The following is a 16,074-nucleotide window of genomic DNA, read 5'->3' on the forward strand; positions in this document are numbered from 1 at the left end:
GATGATGGTATTTCTATGCCATTATCGTCTCTTTTTGTTTTTTATGTCTCATTTCTAGAATATCTTCGAAACACTTAAATATTTAGGAGGATGATGTATGGTTGAGTTAACAGGTCAATCGTTAACGTTAGAACAAGTCAACCAAATTTGTTATAACTACGAACTAGTATCGATTAATAAGGAATCCCTTCAAAAAGTAAAGCAAAGCCGTAAAGCTGTGGAAAAAATTGTGGCAGATAAAAGGACGATTTACGGAATTAATACCGGCTTTGGCAAATTCAGTGATGTCATCATTGCTGATGATGATGTCAATGATTTACAGCTAAATTTAATTCGCTCCCATGCCTGTGGTGTTGGTGAACCTTTTCCGGAGGTTGTATCCCGAGCAATGGTCTTACTTCGGTTAAATGCACTCTTGAAAGGATTTTCTGGGATCCGTCCAGTTATTGCCGAAAGACTAGTAGCTTTATTAAATATGAAAATACACCCTGTAATACCACAGCAGGGTTCACTTGGGGCATCAGGTGACTTAGCGCCACTTTCACATTTAGCACTTGTTCTCCTAGGAGAAGGGAAAGTGCATTATAAGGGGAAAATTCACAAGACAAATGAGGTTTTTACAAAAGAAGGAATTCAGCCGGTTATCTTACAGGCAAAGGAAGGGCTTGCTTTAATCAATGGTACCCAAGCAATGACAGCAATGGGTGTGATCAATTGGTTAGAATCCTCTCAACTTGCCTTACAAAGTGAAATGATTGCGAGCCTCACACTTGAAGGTCTTGAGGGAATCATTGATGCCTTCGATCCAGCTATTCAAGAGGCGCGAGGATATCAACAGCAAATTGATGTAGCTAAAAGAATACGCAACCTTCTAACAGGAAGCCATTTGATGACAAGACAAGGAGAAAAGCGGGTGCAGGATGCGTATTCCTTACGTTGTATTCCACAAGTACACGGAGCTTCCTGGCAGGCATTAGACTATGTAAAAGAAAAACTAGAAATTGAGATGAATGCAGCAACCGATAATCCACTAATTTTTGAAGATGGAAATGTGGTTATTTCAGGCGGGAACTTTCACGGACAGCCAATCGCCATTGCGATGGATTTTATGAAAATAGCGGTTGCTGAGCTTGCAAGCATATCTGAGCGTCGCATTGAAAGGCTTGTAAACCCCCAATTAAATGATTTGCCACCGTTTTTAAGTGCTCAACCAGGCTTACAATCGGGTGCAATGATTATGCAATATGTCGCAGCATCGCTTGTATCAGAGAATAAAACGCTTGCGCATCCTGCAAGTGTCGATTCCATACCTTCTTCTGCAAACCAAGAAGACCATGTGAGTATGGGTACAATCGGAGCACGCCATGCCTATCAAATCATTCAAAATGTGAGGCGCGTTTTAGCGATTGAATGTATTTGTGCACTACATGCCGTAGAATATCGAGGGATTCAAAAAATGGCACCTGCTACTCATATGTTTTATGAAGAAGCAAGAAAAATTGTTCCGTCCATAACAGAAGACCGCGTATTCGCTGAAGATATTGAAAAGGTAACGGAATGGCTTAAAAAAAATAACCTAGTATGGACAGCCAATCTTGAACCAATTGGAAATTAACTCAGAAAAGGGGAGTATATCATGTCAATCCAAAATCGTATCGTTCATGCCAAAAAAGGATTAGAGCTTGAGTGTAAAGGTTGGGAGCAAGAAGCAGCACTGCGAATGCTGTATAACAATTTAGATCCAGATGTTGCAGAGAAACCAGAAGAGTTGGTTGTGTATGGAGGGATAGGGAAAGCTGCAAGAAATTGGGAAGCCTTTGATGCGATTGTATCTACCCTCCGTCGTTTAGAAAATGACGAAACGATGTTAATTCAGTCTGGAAAGCCTGTCGCAGTGTTTAAAACTCATAAAACAGCGCCGCGTGTGCTTCTATCGAATTCTGTTCTCGTCCCTAAATGGGCAAACTGGGAACATTTCCATGAACTCGATAAAAAGGGCTTAATGATGTATGGCCAAATGACAGCAGGAAGCTGGATCTACATTGGTTCACAAGGGATTTTACAAGGAACCTATGAAACGTTTGCTGAAGTTGCACGACAGCATTTCGGTGGCTCCTTAAAAGGAACAATTACGCTTACTGCTGGATTAGGAGGTATGGGTGGTGCACAGCCACTCGCAGTTACCATGAATGGCGGTGTTTGTCTGGCAGTGGATGTTGATAAATCCCGCATTCAAAAACGCATTGATACAAAATATTGTGATAGAATGACAGATTCAATTGATGAAGCGATAAAATGGGCATTGGAAGCTAAACACAATGATGTAGTACTATCGATTGGGCTGATTGGAAATGCTGCAGAAGTGCACCATGAATTGTTAAATCGCAACATCCAAATCGATGTGATGACAGATCAAACTTCAGCACATGACCCATTAAATGGGTATATTCCTGAAGGGTATTCTATCAAAGAAGCAAATCAACTACGAACAAATGATCCGAAAAAATATGTTGAATTGTCTGCTGCTTCAATGGCAAAACATGTTGTGGCCATGCTTGAATTTAATCGTCGTGGAACAGTGACTTTTGATTATGGAAACAATCTTCGCCAAGTCGCAAAAGACAAAGGGGTAGAAAACGCTTTTGAATTTCCAGGCTTTGTTCCGGCATACATTCGTCCATTGTTCTGTGAAGGAAAAGGGCCATTTCGCTGGGCTGCTCTATCTGGCGACCCAGAAGACATTTATCGAACTGATGCACTTATCAAAGAACTGTTCCCAGAAAATGAGGCATTACTTCGATGGATCGAGATGGCCGCGGAAAAAGTAGAGTTTCAGGGGCTGCCCGCTCGGATTTGTTGGTTAGGTTATGGTGAACGAGAAAAAATGGGGATCGCTATTAACGAATTGGTACGTAAAGGTGAATTGAAAGCACCGATTGTAATTGGTCGGGATCACTTAGACTGCGGCTCTGTTGCTTCACCTAATCGAGAAACAGAAAGTATGAAGGACGGCAGTGATGCAGTCGGTGACTGGGCAATTTTAAATGCTTTACTAAATGTTGCTGCAGGCGGTTCATGGATTTCTGTCCATCATGGTGGCGGTGTAGGTATGGGTTATTCCTTGCACGCAGGAATGGTTGTAGTTGCCGATGGAACTGATTTAGCTGAAGAACGTCTTCGTCGAGTCCTTACTACTGACCCTGGAATGGGAATTGTCCGCCATGCAGATGCTGGCTATGAAAAAGCAATTGAGGTCGCGAAGGAAAAAGGGATTGATATCCCAATGTTATAAAGTCCTTTTGGGTTAGGGAACAAAAATGAAAGTTAGGGCACAATTAATTGGATTTAGGGAACATATCTTCGAAGTTGGAAAACATATAACTGAAATGACGGACAATTTCAATGATCGGATAAAACAGGACAATTGATCTAGTTGGCTGAATACGTTAATAGATTTCTATCAATCTACTTAGAAAGGGGCACAATCATGCAATACGATTTACTCGTTCACAATATAGGGCAATTAATCTTACCAAGAGAAACTGCAAAACCGCTAAAAGGGGAAGAAATGAAGCAGCTTACCATACAAGAAAATGCTGCATTTGCCATAAAAGATGAAAAAGTAGCATGGATTGGAACGAATGTTGAGGCAAAGCTCCTGCAAACAAAAGAAAGCCTAGATGCACAGCAAAAAGTAATATCGCCAGGTTTAGTCGACCCGCATACCCATTTAGTATTCGGTGGCTCGCGCGAAAGAGAACTAGCCTTAAAGCAAGCAGGTGTGCCTTATCTTGAAATCCTAGCAAAAGGAGGGGGAATTTTATCAACCGTTGAGGCAACAAAAAAGGCAACTGTGGATGAACTATATGAAAAGGCAGCTTTCCATCTGGAACGCATTATGTCATACGGCGTGACAACGATGGAAGCAAAAAGCGGTTATGGTTTAGATCCTGAAACCGAATTAAAACAACTAAAAGTTGTGAAAAAACTAAAAGAAAATTACCCAATTTCCATCATATCGACATTCTTAGGAGCACACGCCATTCCTCCTTCCTATAAAGGGAAAGCTGATGAATTCCTGGAAGAGATGGTTCAGCTCCTTGACACCGTAAAGGCTGAAAATCTTGCAGAGTTCGCTGATATTTTTTGCGAAACGGGTGTTTTTACTCCAGAACAATCAGAGTCCTTTTTACAAAGAGCAAAGGAAAAGGGATATGGCCTAAAAATTCACGCAGATGAAATTGATTCATTAGGAGGAACCGAGTTAGCTGTTAAACTGGGAGCAACAAGTGCAGACCACTTAGTTGCAGCTTCAGATAAATCAATAACCATGCTTTCCAAAAGCAACACCGTCGCTGTCTTACTCCCGGGTACAACATTCTATCTTGGCAAGGATACCTATGCTCGTGCAAGAAAAATGATTGATGAAGGAGTAGCTGTAGCTCTGGCAACCGATTTTAACCCTGGTAGCTGTGTAACTGAAAACTTACAGATGATTATGTCACTTGCTGCACTAAAATTAAAGATGACACCAGAAGAAATTTGGAATGCAGTTACCGTAAATGCCGCATATGCAATCGGTAAGGGTGGGAAAACAGGAACACTTACAATCGGTCATGATGCAAGTTTTGTCCTATGGGATATCCCAAATTACATGTACATCCCCTATCATTTTGGCGTTAACCATACAAATCGTGTGTATATAAAAGGAAAAAAAGTATGGGGGAGAAATGACAATGTCTGAATTTCGTTATTTAACACCAGGTCAACCAGCTATTTTTAAAGATCAATTTGTAACGAAAGTGACGGAATCTATAACTCCATATCAAAATGGAGCCAAGGCGCATATCGGTATTATCGGTCTTCCAGCATCAAAGTCATCCATCTCAGCTTCTCTCGCAGCGGATGCACCGAAAACGATCCGAAATGCACTAAACGCGTATTCTACTTATTCAGGGGAAAAGCATCAAGATTACAAGAATATAGCCATTTTCGATTTTGGGGATGTTAACACCCATCCGACAAATCTTGCAGAAACTACTGAACGTTTATATCTCAGTGTACAAGAGATGCTTCAAACCAATGCATGTGATCGATATATAATGCTTGGTGGTGACCATGGAGTGAGCTATCCTTCAATTCGTGCATTTCAGGAGTATTATGGTAGGGTCGGAGTGATTCAATGGGATGCCCATCATGATGTACGGAATTTTGAGGATGGTGGAAGAACAAATGGAACTCCTTTTAGAAGTCTACTTGAGGGTGGTTATTTAAATGGAGAAGACCTTACTCAAATTGGGATTAGGGATTTTACGAATGCTAAGGAATACCACGAGTATGTAGATAAAAAGGGAGTCATGGTGTACACCATGGATGCTGTGGACCGCATTGGCATTGTATCTATCATTCAAAAAGAAGTTGAACGATTAGCTCAAAAGGTTGATTTCATCTATCTTTCGGTAGATATGGACGTTGTGGATCAAGCCTTTGCCCCAGGCTGTCCAGCAATTGGACCTGGTGGTTTGACATCAAGAGAGCTTCTTACAAGCATTTCAGAAGCTGCAAAACATCCTAAGGTGAAAGCAATGGATATCGTTGAAATTGATCCATCTAAAGATGTTCGCGATCTTACAAGTAGGCTTGCGGCTTATGCGATGATGCGTTTTATGTATACGTAAGTAGAGAATACTATTGGAAAAAGGAGATGACAACCTACATCTCCTTTTCTCATGTTAGAGAAGAGGTATCACAATGAAGGAACATATTTTAGAAATTCTTAAACAAATCGAAACAGAATACGACGTCAAAATTCTTTATGCATGTGAAGCTGGAAGCCGAACGTGGGGACTATCATCCGAAGATAGCGATTATGATATACGGTTTATTTATCTCCATAAAACAGATTGGTACCTTTCAATTGATCAAAAGCGGGACGTGCTAGAGGTTCCAAAACACGATCATGTAAAAAAAGATGTAAATCCTTTAATCGACATGAGCGGATGGGAGCTTACAAAAGCACTTCGACTTTTTCGTAAATCGAATCCCACTCTATTGGAATGGTTGCATTCTAGCAGCATTTATAAAAAAGACAATTCCTTTATCGATAAATTAAAAAAAATGGAACCTATAATCTTTTCAGAAATTCCATGTATCTACCACTATGTAAAAATGGCAAAGGGAAACTTCAAAACTGTTCAGGAAAAACATCAAAAACTAAAAACTTATTTAAACGTAATTCGTCCATTATTAATGGCTATGTCTATAAAAAAATACCATAGAATGAATAGTCTTAATGTGAATGATTTAATCAAAGATCTACTACAAAATAACGAACGAAAACAAGATATAGAACAAATGATAAAAATGAAGACTGCTGGGCAAAGAGTAACGAAACGAATACTAGCGATCGATACATTTATTGAAGAAGAAATTCAGTATTTAGAGCAATATGTATCAAAACTAGAGTATGACAGGCCAAATCCAACACAATTGCTTGACCAACTTTTTAGGGAAACGTTAGCGGATGCATGGAAATAGGGAGTTATCCCTTTTTCTATGCGATTTTTTCATCAGAATCATCGTCAATTTTCTTTAAATGTGTATGTGTAACATCCCAGTAATAAACTCTAGGAAGTCCCCAATGGAGCCAATATTCATGAACTAAGGTTGCCCCAACAAATAATATCATTTGAATGTCCAGCTGTTTCAATCAAATCGCCCCCTTCAAAATAGTATACGGGCAGTCGAAGTTGTCCAATAACCATGTATTTAAATTAAAAAAACCCGTTCCATAATTACAAATGCAGGAACAGGTCAAATATGTACCGGTACGAAAATTCGTTCGTTATTTGTTTTTCCGCTTCTCTCGGGCAGCTTTTTTCCTTGCCTTTTTACTCATGCCTTGCTCCGCGCCAAATTCCGTGTCCATACTATTTGCTCCTGTTTGCGGCTGATTGTTTTTATTTTTACTGGCCATATATTATTCCTCCTTTCGTTCATTTAATACGCTGTTTTTATGTATTTCCTATATTTAACAGCGTTATGTATATCATGTATAAAAAAACAGAAAAATATACAAATTTCGACAAAAAGATGTTTTACAACACCTTTTTTAGTAAAATTAGCTACATATCTAACTATAGAAGGGACTTTGAAACCATGACAACTTATCTTGTAATTGGGGCTGGGATTCTTGGTGCGTCGACAGCCTATCATCTTGCAAAAGCAGGTATGCAGGTAACAATTGTCGACCGACAGGATTCAGGTCAAGCTACTGACGCTGCAGCCGGAATTGTCTGTCCATGGATTTCCCAGCGTCGCAATAAAGCGTGGTACAATTTAGCGAAAGCAGGTGCAAAATATTATTCAACTTTAATAAGCGAGCTTGAAGCAATGGGTGAAACGAATACTGGATATAAAAAAGTTGGAGCAATTAGTCTTCATTTTGACCAAAATAAGCTAGATAAAATGGAAGAACGGGCCCATACTCGACGGGAAGATGCACCAGAAATCGGAGAAATTACACGTCTATCCATTGATGAAACAACTGATTTATTTCCTCCTCTTTCGAAAGAATTTTCTTCTGTGAAAATTAGTGGAGCAGCACGAGTAAATGGGCGGGAACTCCGTAATGCTTTGATTCGTGCTGCTAAGCAGCATGGTGCATTTGTACAAAAAGGATCTGCAACTTTAGTAAAAGAAGATGGCAATGTAATTGGTGTAAAAATAGGTGATAATGTGTTAGGAGCGGATAAAATCATTGTAACAGCTGGAGTTTGGGCAAATGAATTGCTTAAGCCAATTGGTATCGATTTTCAAGTTTCTTCACAGAAAGCCCAAATTGTACACCTAGGCCTCAGCGATACAAATACAGGCAGCTGGCCGGTTGTAATGCCACCAAATGACCAATACATAGTAGCCTTTGATGATGGAAGAATTGTTGTTGGTGCTACACACGAAAATGATAAAGGAATAGATTATAGAGTAACTGCAGGTGGCCTTCATGAAATTTTCGATAAGGCTCTAAATATTGCTCCTGGCTTATCAGAAGGAACGGTTCTGGAAACGAGAGTAGGTTTTCGACCGTTCACTCCAGACTTTCTCCCAGTTATCGGGGGTGTTCCTGGCTATCAAAACCTTATTGTCGCAAACGGTCTTGGAGCTTCAGGTTTAACTGTTGGCCCATTTTTAGGCGGGGAACTAGCAAAGCTTGCAATGGAAATACCACTCGAACTGGATTTAAATCTGTATCCCGTTAAAGGTGCAATTAAATCAATTTAATCAATTGATAATCGAATCAGCCTGATTCCAACAAAAGGAATCGGGCTGATATCTTTTTACCCTCCACAAACTAGAAATTATTTCTAAAATAATACAGAAAAACTTCCAGAATAATGTTAAAATAGGCGGTATTAGCAAACAACTTTTTCAAATTTAAACAGGGGGATGGCAGATTGAACACAAAATTTTCACGACCTAAGGGGTTTGGGGAAATCCTTGACCTCACATTTAGTTTGAGTAAAAATCGATTTCGAGACCTTTTTACGATTTTACTTATTTTTATGGGACCAGTATACATACTCGAAGCGCTAATATTATTAGCATCGGGAACAAGTTTTTTTAGAGAAGTTGGACCAGGAGATGACTGGATATCACAAATCGCGAATAGTTTTGATGAAACAGTTGTAGCCGAAAATATAGGGTTAGGAGCAGCTTTAGGAACAATGTTTACCGGTTTTCTAGCCTTAATTTTATTTCCTGTTGCAGAAGCTGCAATTTTACTAGCCTTAAATCATATCCGTAAGGACGAAGAATTTACAATCAGTTCCGTTATTAAAAAAGCCTTTACGCGATTTTGGGCAATGCTAGGGAGTAATATTTTGTTCGGTCTCATTGTATTTGGGTTTTTCTTTATTTTCAGCTTAATAGTGGTCCCTATTGGTATTTTTGGTGCGGTTGCAATTCCTATTCTTGGCATCCTCTTCGCCATCGTATTAGGATTAGGGCTCTTTGTTGGGATCGGTTATTTACTTACGCGTTGGAGTTTTTATTTTGGTTCGGTTGTATTAGACTATGAATCTCCTGGTCTTTCAAGAAGTTGGCATCTATCTAAGAAACGCGGCTGGGTTTTATTTGGGTTATATATTATTTTCTTTTTAATTATTAGTGCAATTAGTTTTGCAGTTGAAGGGACATTTGGCATCTTTTTAGGGAATAGCGTTCTACTGACTTTAATTGTTAACTTAACAACCATTTTTACAACCTTGGTGTTCGCTGTAGGATACAGTGTTATGTACCTGGATGCGAAGGTTCGACATGATGCAGAGGATTTAGATGAAATGATTGAGGGGTTCAATGAACCAAGATAAGTGGTGATAAACATTGGGACAAATGAATGATGCAAAGGAACGGATTGAAGAAATTCTAAATGGAAAAGAATATCGAATTTATTATGATGAATCAAGGAATGTGTTTCAGGAATGGTGGAATCGGGTAAAAAAGTGGTTAGCCGAATTTTTAGAAAATATATTTCCGTCCATTGAGTCAGGAAGCAGTGCAGCAGAAGTAGTGCTAGTCCTTATCATTCTTGCAGCCCTTCTGCTCTTAGGTATTGCTGTCTTTTTACTCCTACGAAATAAAAGGAGAAGTACAAACTTAGGTAAACATAAGCCTCTTCATTCAGCCGAGGAATTAAGCTGGACATATCAAAGGCACCTACAAGAGGCATTACTGTACGAAGAAAAACAAAATTATTCTCCTGCAACTAGACATCTATTTTTAGCACTTCTTTTGCTTTTCCATGAAAAAGAATGGTTAGAAGCTAAATTGTGGAAAACAAACTGGGAGTATTACGATGAACTCCGCAAAGTAAAACAGGCTTGGGCTGATGAATTTTATGATTTGGCCTTAGTGTTTGATGAGGTTGCATATGGGGAATATGAGATTGATATAGACGGATATAATCGATTTCGGGAAACAGCTTTTGTTTGGCTAGAACACGCAGAAGGAGGAAAGGGGAAGCATTATGCAAAACCGTAAAGTATGGATCACCTTATTTGGGCTTATCGCGCTTCTCTTCTTTCTAACGCATTTTATTGAATCATATAACGCAAAGGCGTATCCACATTATGTGTCTGATTCTCCTTCTCCAACAGGTGTAAAGGCGATTTATACATATTTAAATGATGAGCATACAGTTAAAAGGTGGTCCCATTCACCAAACCTTTTAACGACAAAAGATACGAATCAAATACTAATTATGGTGGAGCCATATTTTACACCCGAACAGGAACAAGTGGACGGATATCTTGATTTTATGAAAGCAGGGAACAAGATCATTTTATTCAAAGAAAATCCACGGGGAATGTTCGACATTAAAACTCTACCTGTAAATGTAGACCCTCTTCATGAAGATGCAGTTACCATTAAAAATAAAGACGGGAAAGAATTTGATGCGTTTTTTCAAGCTACAAACAGAATCCTTCCAGGTGAAAAAGAAAAGGTGCTATTTGAGGATGAAGCAGGTGTAATTGTGACAAGTCGAAAGGTTGGAGATGGTGAACTGATAACGACCATTTCTCCGGAATGGATGTTGAATGGCAATCTATCAAATTATGACCATGTCACACTTATATTATCGTTAATCGAGGATAAAAATGCATCGATTTATTATTTTGATGAATATATTCATGGACCGAAAAACGCCTCTACAGTCACATCCTTATACCCAGCCTGGTTTTTAGTATTGCTGTTACAAAGTGGATTAATTGTTTTACTTTTGCTTTGGTACAAAGGAAAACGGTTTGGTCCAATTGTTATACCTAGGGAGGAAACAGTCAGATTTAGTGACGAAGGTATACAAGCATTAAGCGCATGGTATTTAAGAGGAAGTTACTACCATGAATCATTAAATATTCAGGCTGATTACGTGAAGCAGCTTTTACACGAGAAATGGGGAATTCCAATTCATCGAGATTGGACGGAGTTAACCAAAAAATTAGATCAACGATGGTCTGGAAAGAAGGAACAGGAAATTAAGCGATACTTGCAAGAGTTAACAAAGGTTTTAAAAAATGAAAAACTTCCAAAACATGATTATTTGGTATGGTCAAAGAACTTGGATGAATTACGAAAAGAGGTGGAGAAAGGATGAAACCGCAACTTGCATCCTTACTTGAGAAATACGAACAACAAATACTAGGTCAGAATAGGAATTTACGACTTTTACTTTCGGCAATTCTAGCTGGTGGGCATGTCTTGATTGAAGGCGTTCCAGGAACAGGAAAAACACAAATGGTGCGAACTCTCGCTGCCTTACTCGGTGGTGATTTTAGCCGTATCCAGTTTACTCCAGACCTTTTACCAAGTGATATCACCGGAAGTATGATTTACAACATGAAGGAAGGTCATTTTGAGACATTAAAAGGACCTGTTTTTACGAATATCCTTTTAGCCGATGAAATTAACCGTACACCTGCCAAAACCCAAGCTGCATTGTTAGAAGCAATGGAAGAAAAACAAGTTACAATTCAAGGTGAGACATACAAATTACCTGATGTATTCTTTGTTGTTGCAACACAAAACCCAATTGAGTTTGAGGGGACCTATCGGTTACCAGAGGCGCAACAGGACCGATTTTTGTTTAAACTTCAAATTGATTTCCCAGCTTTTAATGAAGAAAAAAATGTGGTAAAACAAGTGGTTGAACAGAGTTTCAATAGTCAAAATTCATCACATGTACTTGACTTAAGTGCCTTTTTATCGATACGAAAGGAAATTGAAAGAGTTATTTTGGGTGACGGTGTACTTGATTACATCATGCAAATTGTCCGGAAAACAAGGGAATCTGAAACCATCCGATATGGAGCAAGTACAAGGGCAGCTATCTCAATTGCAAAAGCGGCACAGGCTTGGGCATATCTAACTGACCGAGATTATGTCACTCCAGATGATGTCAAAATGGTCTCAAAGCCTGCCTTAAGGCATCGAATTCAGTTATCTCCACATGCAGAATTGGAGGGAATCACCATTGACGAAATCATTGAAGAGCTTGTGGGATCGGTTCCTGTTCCTAGATAGAGGTGTCCTGCCTACAACGCGATTGATTTTAGTTTTATTATTACTTTCAATTGGATTTTTGGTGATGTCTTTCTTCGACCTTTCGTGGGGAATCATCATTGGTCTAAATATATTTGTTATTTTTGGAAGTTTAGTTGATTTATTCTTTTCACCAAGAAAAAAGCATTTGTCTGCAACTCGCAAATTAGAGTCTGAAATAGAAAGAGGAATATCAACTCAAATCGAGATTGAAATAACGAATAATTCTACATATGGTCTTTCGTATCGATTCGTAGATGGTATTCCTAGTTCCTTTACTAATGTTTTTCCTATCACAGGGACAATTTCTAGTGTAACAACTACAAAAATCACATATGAAACAGTTGCATTGGAGCGCGGTGATTATCAAATTAACAAACTATATTTTCGATACAAGAGCTTACTAGGTTTATGGGAAAAACAACTTACTTTTCCGATAATAAATCAAGTGAAAGTAATTCCTGATCTCTCAGAAACTAGGCAGTACCTAGAAAATGCACAGAAATTTTTATTATATGAAGGAGTAAAAATCCGTAAGCAACAAACTGGAACAGGAGAGTTTTCAAAAATAAGGAGCTATGTTGTTGGAGATGATTCTCGCACAATCAACTGGAGGCAGACCGCAAAGCTTCAGGAAGTTATGACAAATGAATATGAACCAGAGCATGGAAAGTATATTACGATATTACTTGATTGCGGAAGAATGATGGGGGCGGAGTTGGAGAAGGGGAATCGTATTGAAAGAGCAATCGAATCGGCTATTACTGTTGCCGCAGCAGCTCTTCAAAACGGCGATCATGTATCGATACTAGCATTTTCAACGGATGTGAAGGTATTTGTCCCAGCCGGAAAAGGAATTGCACACCTTCAAACAATTTTAAAAGGTATTTATCATTTAAAGGTGGATGCAGTTGAATCCAATTACGGTGCTGTTTTGTCTTATCTAGAAACGGTTCAAAAGAAGCGAAGCCTTCTATTATTATTTAGCGATATCCATAGCTTTGTTCGGGAAGAAAGTGCCTTGGTTTATTTGCGGAAATTACGTCAACGGCATTATTTTTTAATGATTGGAGTGGAGGATGCAACGCTTAACAAGAGGATAAATGATAACCCGATAAATGTTCAAATAGCAATGCTAAAAAGTATGGCACAGCAACAGATGCTTTTGAAAAAGAGGGAAAAACGAAAATGGGAAAACCAAGGCCTCATGATGGTTGAGGCCAAAGAGGATACCTTAGCTGCAACAGCTGTTTCCTATTATATTGAGATTATGAACCGGAATTTGCTGTAGTTTTCCTTAGTAAAAATAGTTTGCCAGACACGATGTAGAGGATTAATCCGATTACCGTAATGAATGCAACAGCATATTTTGCTTCGAGTGAAATCGTCGCAGGTGTAATAAAACCTTCGATGATGCCGGCAATGACAAATAACGGAAGCGTCCCTAACAGAAGCTGTACAGAACGTCTTGCTTGAACCTTTAACTGATAACCTCTTGTGTAATGACCAGGAACGAGCAACTTGTATCCCATTAACAAGCCAGCTCCTCCTGCTATAAATATCGCAGTAAGTTCTATCATTCCATGAGGCACAATGTATGCCCAAAAATCGTAAGTTTTCCCATAATGCCAAAACAAACCTGCAAGGGCACCTATGATCATACCGTTGTAGATTAGTATATAGACCGTTACAAGTCCAAAAGTTACTCCACTTGCAAAAGCGAGAATCGCAACTTGAATATTGTTTGTCATAATGCTCGCGGACATCAAGGATGAATCAACTTCACCATCTTGACTACCTAAATAGTCTGGGTCGACACCTTGTGCAATTTCAGCTGGTAAAATTGAAAACATATGAAGGGGATCCTGTAGAACTGAAACAAAGCTACCGACCCCTCCAAGGGTAAACAAAATCATTGCCACAACGACAAATTTCCATTGTTCAAGTAATAGGCCAACAAATTTCGTACTAAAGAAATAACGGATTTGTTGAAAACTCGAAACTTGGTCTTTGTAAAGAAGATTATGTGCTTTTGAGACAAGACCATTTAAATATGGGGTAATCTCCTCATTTGGAAAATAAGTTTGACTATAGGAAAGATGTTGAGTGCATTTTTGGTAATGTCTATAAAACTCGTTAATTTCGTTGCTGCTTCGGGACTTTCTTCCTTTATGTAAATTGGAAATGATCTGCTCAAGCCGCTTCCATTCATCTCGGTGCTGTTTGACAAATTGCTTCATGTTCATGTGCATTCACCTCTTGAAATAACAATAACCTTATTATAGTAATTTTAGAGAAAAATAGAAACTGCTTATGGAAAAAACAACGAGAAAAGGGGGATCATTATTGAACCAAGAACAAACCAACATTAAAACACCAGAGTTTGTTTCCATCCAATTTCAAATAGCAGGGGTAGGAAGTCGGGCCGCTGCTTTCTTACTTGATACACTCATATTATCAATTTCCAGCATTCTAATTTTATTGACCTTATTGCTTATTTTGCACGGAGTCTCTGATTTTTGGCTACTGGGGGAAACATTCTTTTCTACTCCGGTGGCAATAGCGATTATTTTATTGTTTATACTAAACTGGGGTTACTTTTTTCTACTTGAATTTTTCGCTGGGGGCAGAACAATTGGTAAAAAAGTTGTAGGCATCCGTGTCATTCAAGAAAATGGGCATAGTATTACATTGTTATCCAGCTTTATCCGCAATTTTCTGCGGATTATTGATTCCTTACCAGCATCCTATTTTTTAGGAATTATCATGATCTTCTTTCATTCTAAACATAAGCGAATTGGTGACTTAGTGGCAGGTACAATTGTTATACATGAAAGGCGAGCAAAAAAGACTAAAAAAGAAAGCCAACTAGATAAGGAAATTCGCAGACGCGGTCTAAGTAAGGATTTATTGACAATCGATCAATGGGCATTAAAGTCATTTGGAAACAGGGAGTGGAAGCTCTTACAAGCCTATTGCAATCGTTTTTTACAATTAAAAGATGACGTTAAAGATAGTCGTACGAAACAAATTGCAGATATATTATTACCAAAAGCAGGAACCGATGTAGCTGGTAAAACATATGAACAATTAGAAAATGAGCTATTAGTCCTATACTTGATTTTACGTGATGAATGGGAATTCGAGTTATAATCTCCTACTTTAGACTGACATCCTAAGTAATACAATGTATAATTAATCTTGAATAATGCTTGTTTGAGAAAAGCAACTCAATACATATAGGTGATATTACCTGCAAAAACTAGGATAAGGTTGAAACAGGAGATTAGACAACATGGAATGGAAGAGATTTTGTATAGGTTGCATCCTAACAAGCCTATTGTTTGGATGTGCAGCCCAAGCCAAAGAAGTAAAAAATGAGAATACGGAGGTAGAAGTGGCTCCAGAAGAAATTATTGCAACTACCAATAAATCATTACCTCTTGACAATTCCGAAAAACGCTCAAAAGAAATTACACATCTTATGATTCACTTTATTAGTAATGCCGCACTCAAACCTGAAGAACCATATAATGTAGATGATGTCTATTCAATTTTTGAGGAATACGGCCTATCTGTTCATTATATGATTGATCGCGCGGGAGAAATTTATAGTCTTGTTCCAGAGGATAGGGTGGCCTATCATGCTGGAAAAGGAAGTCTACCTGATTTTCCTGATTATGAAAATAAAATGAATCATTATTCGATTGGTATTGAGCTGCTTGCCATCGGTACCAAGGAAGAGATGTCTTCGATTATAGATGAAGGCATTTATAATCGAATTGACCCTACACTTGCTGGCTACACGGATGCTCAATATCAATCATTAAAGCTGTTAGTTGATAATATTTTGAAAAGGAATCCATCCATTTTACGAGACAGACGCCATGTAATTGGACATGATGAATATGCACCAGGCAGAAAAACAGACCCCGGCAGATTATTTGATTGGTCAAAAATTGGATTTTAGCACGTTAT

The 16,074-nt window shown here is 38.6% G+C and carries 16 protein-coding genes; 13 read left to right on the forward strand and 3 right to left on the reverse strand.

What is annotated here, in order from left to right:
- Positions 1-97: 97 nt before the first annotated feature.
- From hutH to V7138_RS17070, 5 genes are all read left to right on the forward strand, one after another.
- Complete coding sequence (hutH, locus tag V7138_RS17050) at positions 98-1,615, forward strand: histidine ammonia-lyase (protein WP_335399496.1); 1,518 nt, start codon at positions 98-100, stop codon at positions 1,613-1,615.
- A gap of 21 nt (positions 1,616-1,636) precedes the next feature.
- A complete protein-coding gene (hutU, locus tag V7138_RS17055; protein ID WP_335399499.1) occupies positions 1,637-3,292 on the forward strand; it encodes a urocanate hydratase in 1,656 nt (551 codons plus the stop codon).
- Positions 3,293-3,487: 195 nt separating this feature from the next.
- Positions 3,488-4,744, forward strand: coding sequence for an imidazolonepropionase (gene hutI / locus V7138_RS17060; RefSeq protein WP_335399500.1), 1,257 nt, complete (start codon positions 3,488-3,490; stop codon positions 4,742-4,744).
- Positions 4,737-5,678 carry a formimidoylglutamase gene (hutG, locus tag V7138_RS17065; RefSeq protein WP_335399501.1) on the forward strand — a complete coding sequence of 314 codons (942 nt, stop codon included), beginning with the start codon at positions 4,737-4,739 and terminating at the stop codon, positions 5,676-5,678. The genes hutI and hutG overlap by 8 nt, the downstream gene beginning before the upstream one ends.
- A 73-nt stretch (positions 5,679-5,751) precedes the next feature.
- Positions 5,752-6,537, forward strand: a complete 786-nt coding sequence (locus V7138_RS17070; RefSeq protein WP_335399503.1) for a nucleotidyltransferase domain-containing protein — start codon at positions 5,752-5,754, stop codon at positions 6,535-6,537.
- A 16-nt stretch (positions 6,538-6,553) separates the two neighbouring features.
- On the opposite strand, the gene V7138_RS17075 is transcribed toward V7138_RS17070, so the two are convergent.
- Together V7138_RS17075 and V7138_RS17080 are read right to left on the reverse strand one after the other, a co-directional pair.
- Complete coding sequence (locus V7138_RS17075; protein ID WP_335399506.1) at positions 6,554-6,709, reverse strand: hypothetical protein; 156 nt, start codon at positions 6,707-6,709, stop codon at positions 6,554-6,556.
- Between the two features lie 135 nt (positions 6,710-6,844).
- A complete protein-coding gene (locus V7138_RS17080) occupies positions 6,845-6,976 on the reverse strand; it encodes a hypothetical protein (protein WP_335399509.1) in 132 nt (43 codons plus the stop codon).
- A 182-nt stretch (positions 6,977-7,158) separates the two neighbouring features.
- Here V7138_RS17080 and V7138_RS17085 point away from each other — a divergent pair, with 182 nt between their 5' ends.
- The 6 genes from V7138_RS17085 to V7138_RS17110 all read left to right on the forward strand — a co-directional run bounded on the left by V7138_RS17085 (position 7,159) and on the right by V7138_RS17110 (position 13,387).
- On the forward strand, positions 7,159-8,280 hold the full coding sequence (locus tag V7138_RS17085; RefSeq protein ID WP_335399511.1) for an NAD(P)/FAD-dependent oxidoreductase: 1,122 nt from the start codon (positions 7,159-7,161) through the stop codon (positions 8,278-8,280).
- A gap of 173 nt (positions 8,281-8,453) precedes the next feature.
- Entirely contained in the window at positions 8,454-9,368 is a 915-nt protein-coding gene (locus V7138_RS17090; RefSeq protein ID WP_335399514.1) for a hypothetical protein, read from the forward strand.
- A gap of 22 nt (positions 9,369-9,390) precedes the next feature.
- A complete protein-coding gene (locus V7138_RS17095) occupies positions 9,391-10,038 on the forward strand; it encodes a DUF4129 domain-containing protein (RefSeq protein ID WP_335399658.1) in 648 nt (215 codons plus the stop codon).
- Positions 10,025-11,152, forward strand: coding sequence for a DUF4350 domain-containing protein (locus tag V7138_RS17100; RefSeq protein WP_335399516.1), 1,128 nt, complete (start codon positions 10,025-10,027; stop codon positions 11,150-11,152). Before V7138_RS17095 ends, V7138_RS17100 begins: the two co-directional genes overlap by 14 nt.
- Positions 11,149-12,078: an AAA family ATPase gene (locus tag V7138_RS17105; RefSeq protein ID WP_335399519.1), complete on the forward strand. Its 930-nt coding sequence runs from the start codon at positions 11,149-11,151 to the stop codon at positions 12,076-12,078. The genes V7138_RS17100 and V7138_RS17105 overlap by 4 nt, the downstream gene beginning before the upstream one ends.
- On the forward strand, positions 12,029-13,387 hold the full coding sequence (locus V7138_RS17110) for a DUF58 domain-containing protein (RefSeq protein ID WP_335399521.1): 1,359 nt from the start codon (positions 12,029-12,031) through the stop codon (positions 13,385-13,387). Before V7138_RS17105 ends, V7138_RS17110 begins: the two co-directional genes overlap by 50 nt.
- On the opposite strand, the gene V7138_RS17115 is transcribed toward V7138_RS17110, so the two are convergent.
- A complete protein-coding gene (locus tag V7138_RS17115; RefSeq protein ID WP_335399523.1) occupies positions 13,365-14,342 on the reverse strand; it encodes a stage II sporulation protein M in 978 nt (325 codons plus the stop codon). The two genes, V7138_RS17110 and V7138_RS17115, sit on opposite strands and share 23 nt — an antisense overlap.
- A gap of 100 nt (positions 14,343-14,442) precedes the next feature.
- Between V7138_RS17115 and V7138_RS17120 the strand changes: the two genes are divergently transcribed.
- Positions 14,443-15,249 (forward strand): RDD family protein, encoded by an 807-nt coding sequence (locus tag V7138_RS17120; RefSeq protein ID WP_335399525.1) that lies wholly within the window; start codon positions 14,443-14,445, stop codon positions 15,247-15,249.
- A 142-nt stretch (positions 15,250-15,391) separates the two neighbouring features.
- A complete protein-coding gene (locus V7138_RS17125) occupies positions 15,392-16,066 on the forward strand; it encodes an N-acetylmuramoyl-L-alanine amidase (protein WP_335399528.1) in 675 nt (224 codons plus the stop codon).
- Positions 16,067-16,074 lie beyond the last annotated feature (8 nt).

It is taken from the genome of Bacillus sp. JJ1533 (assembly GCF_036965045.1).
In the GTDB taxonomy this organism is placed as follows: domain Bacteria; phylum Bacillota; class Bacilli; order Bacillales; family Bacillaceae_L; genus Ferdinandcohnia.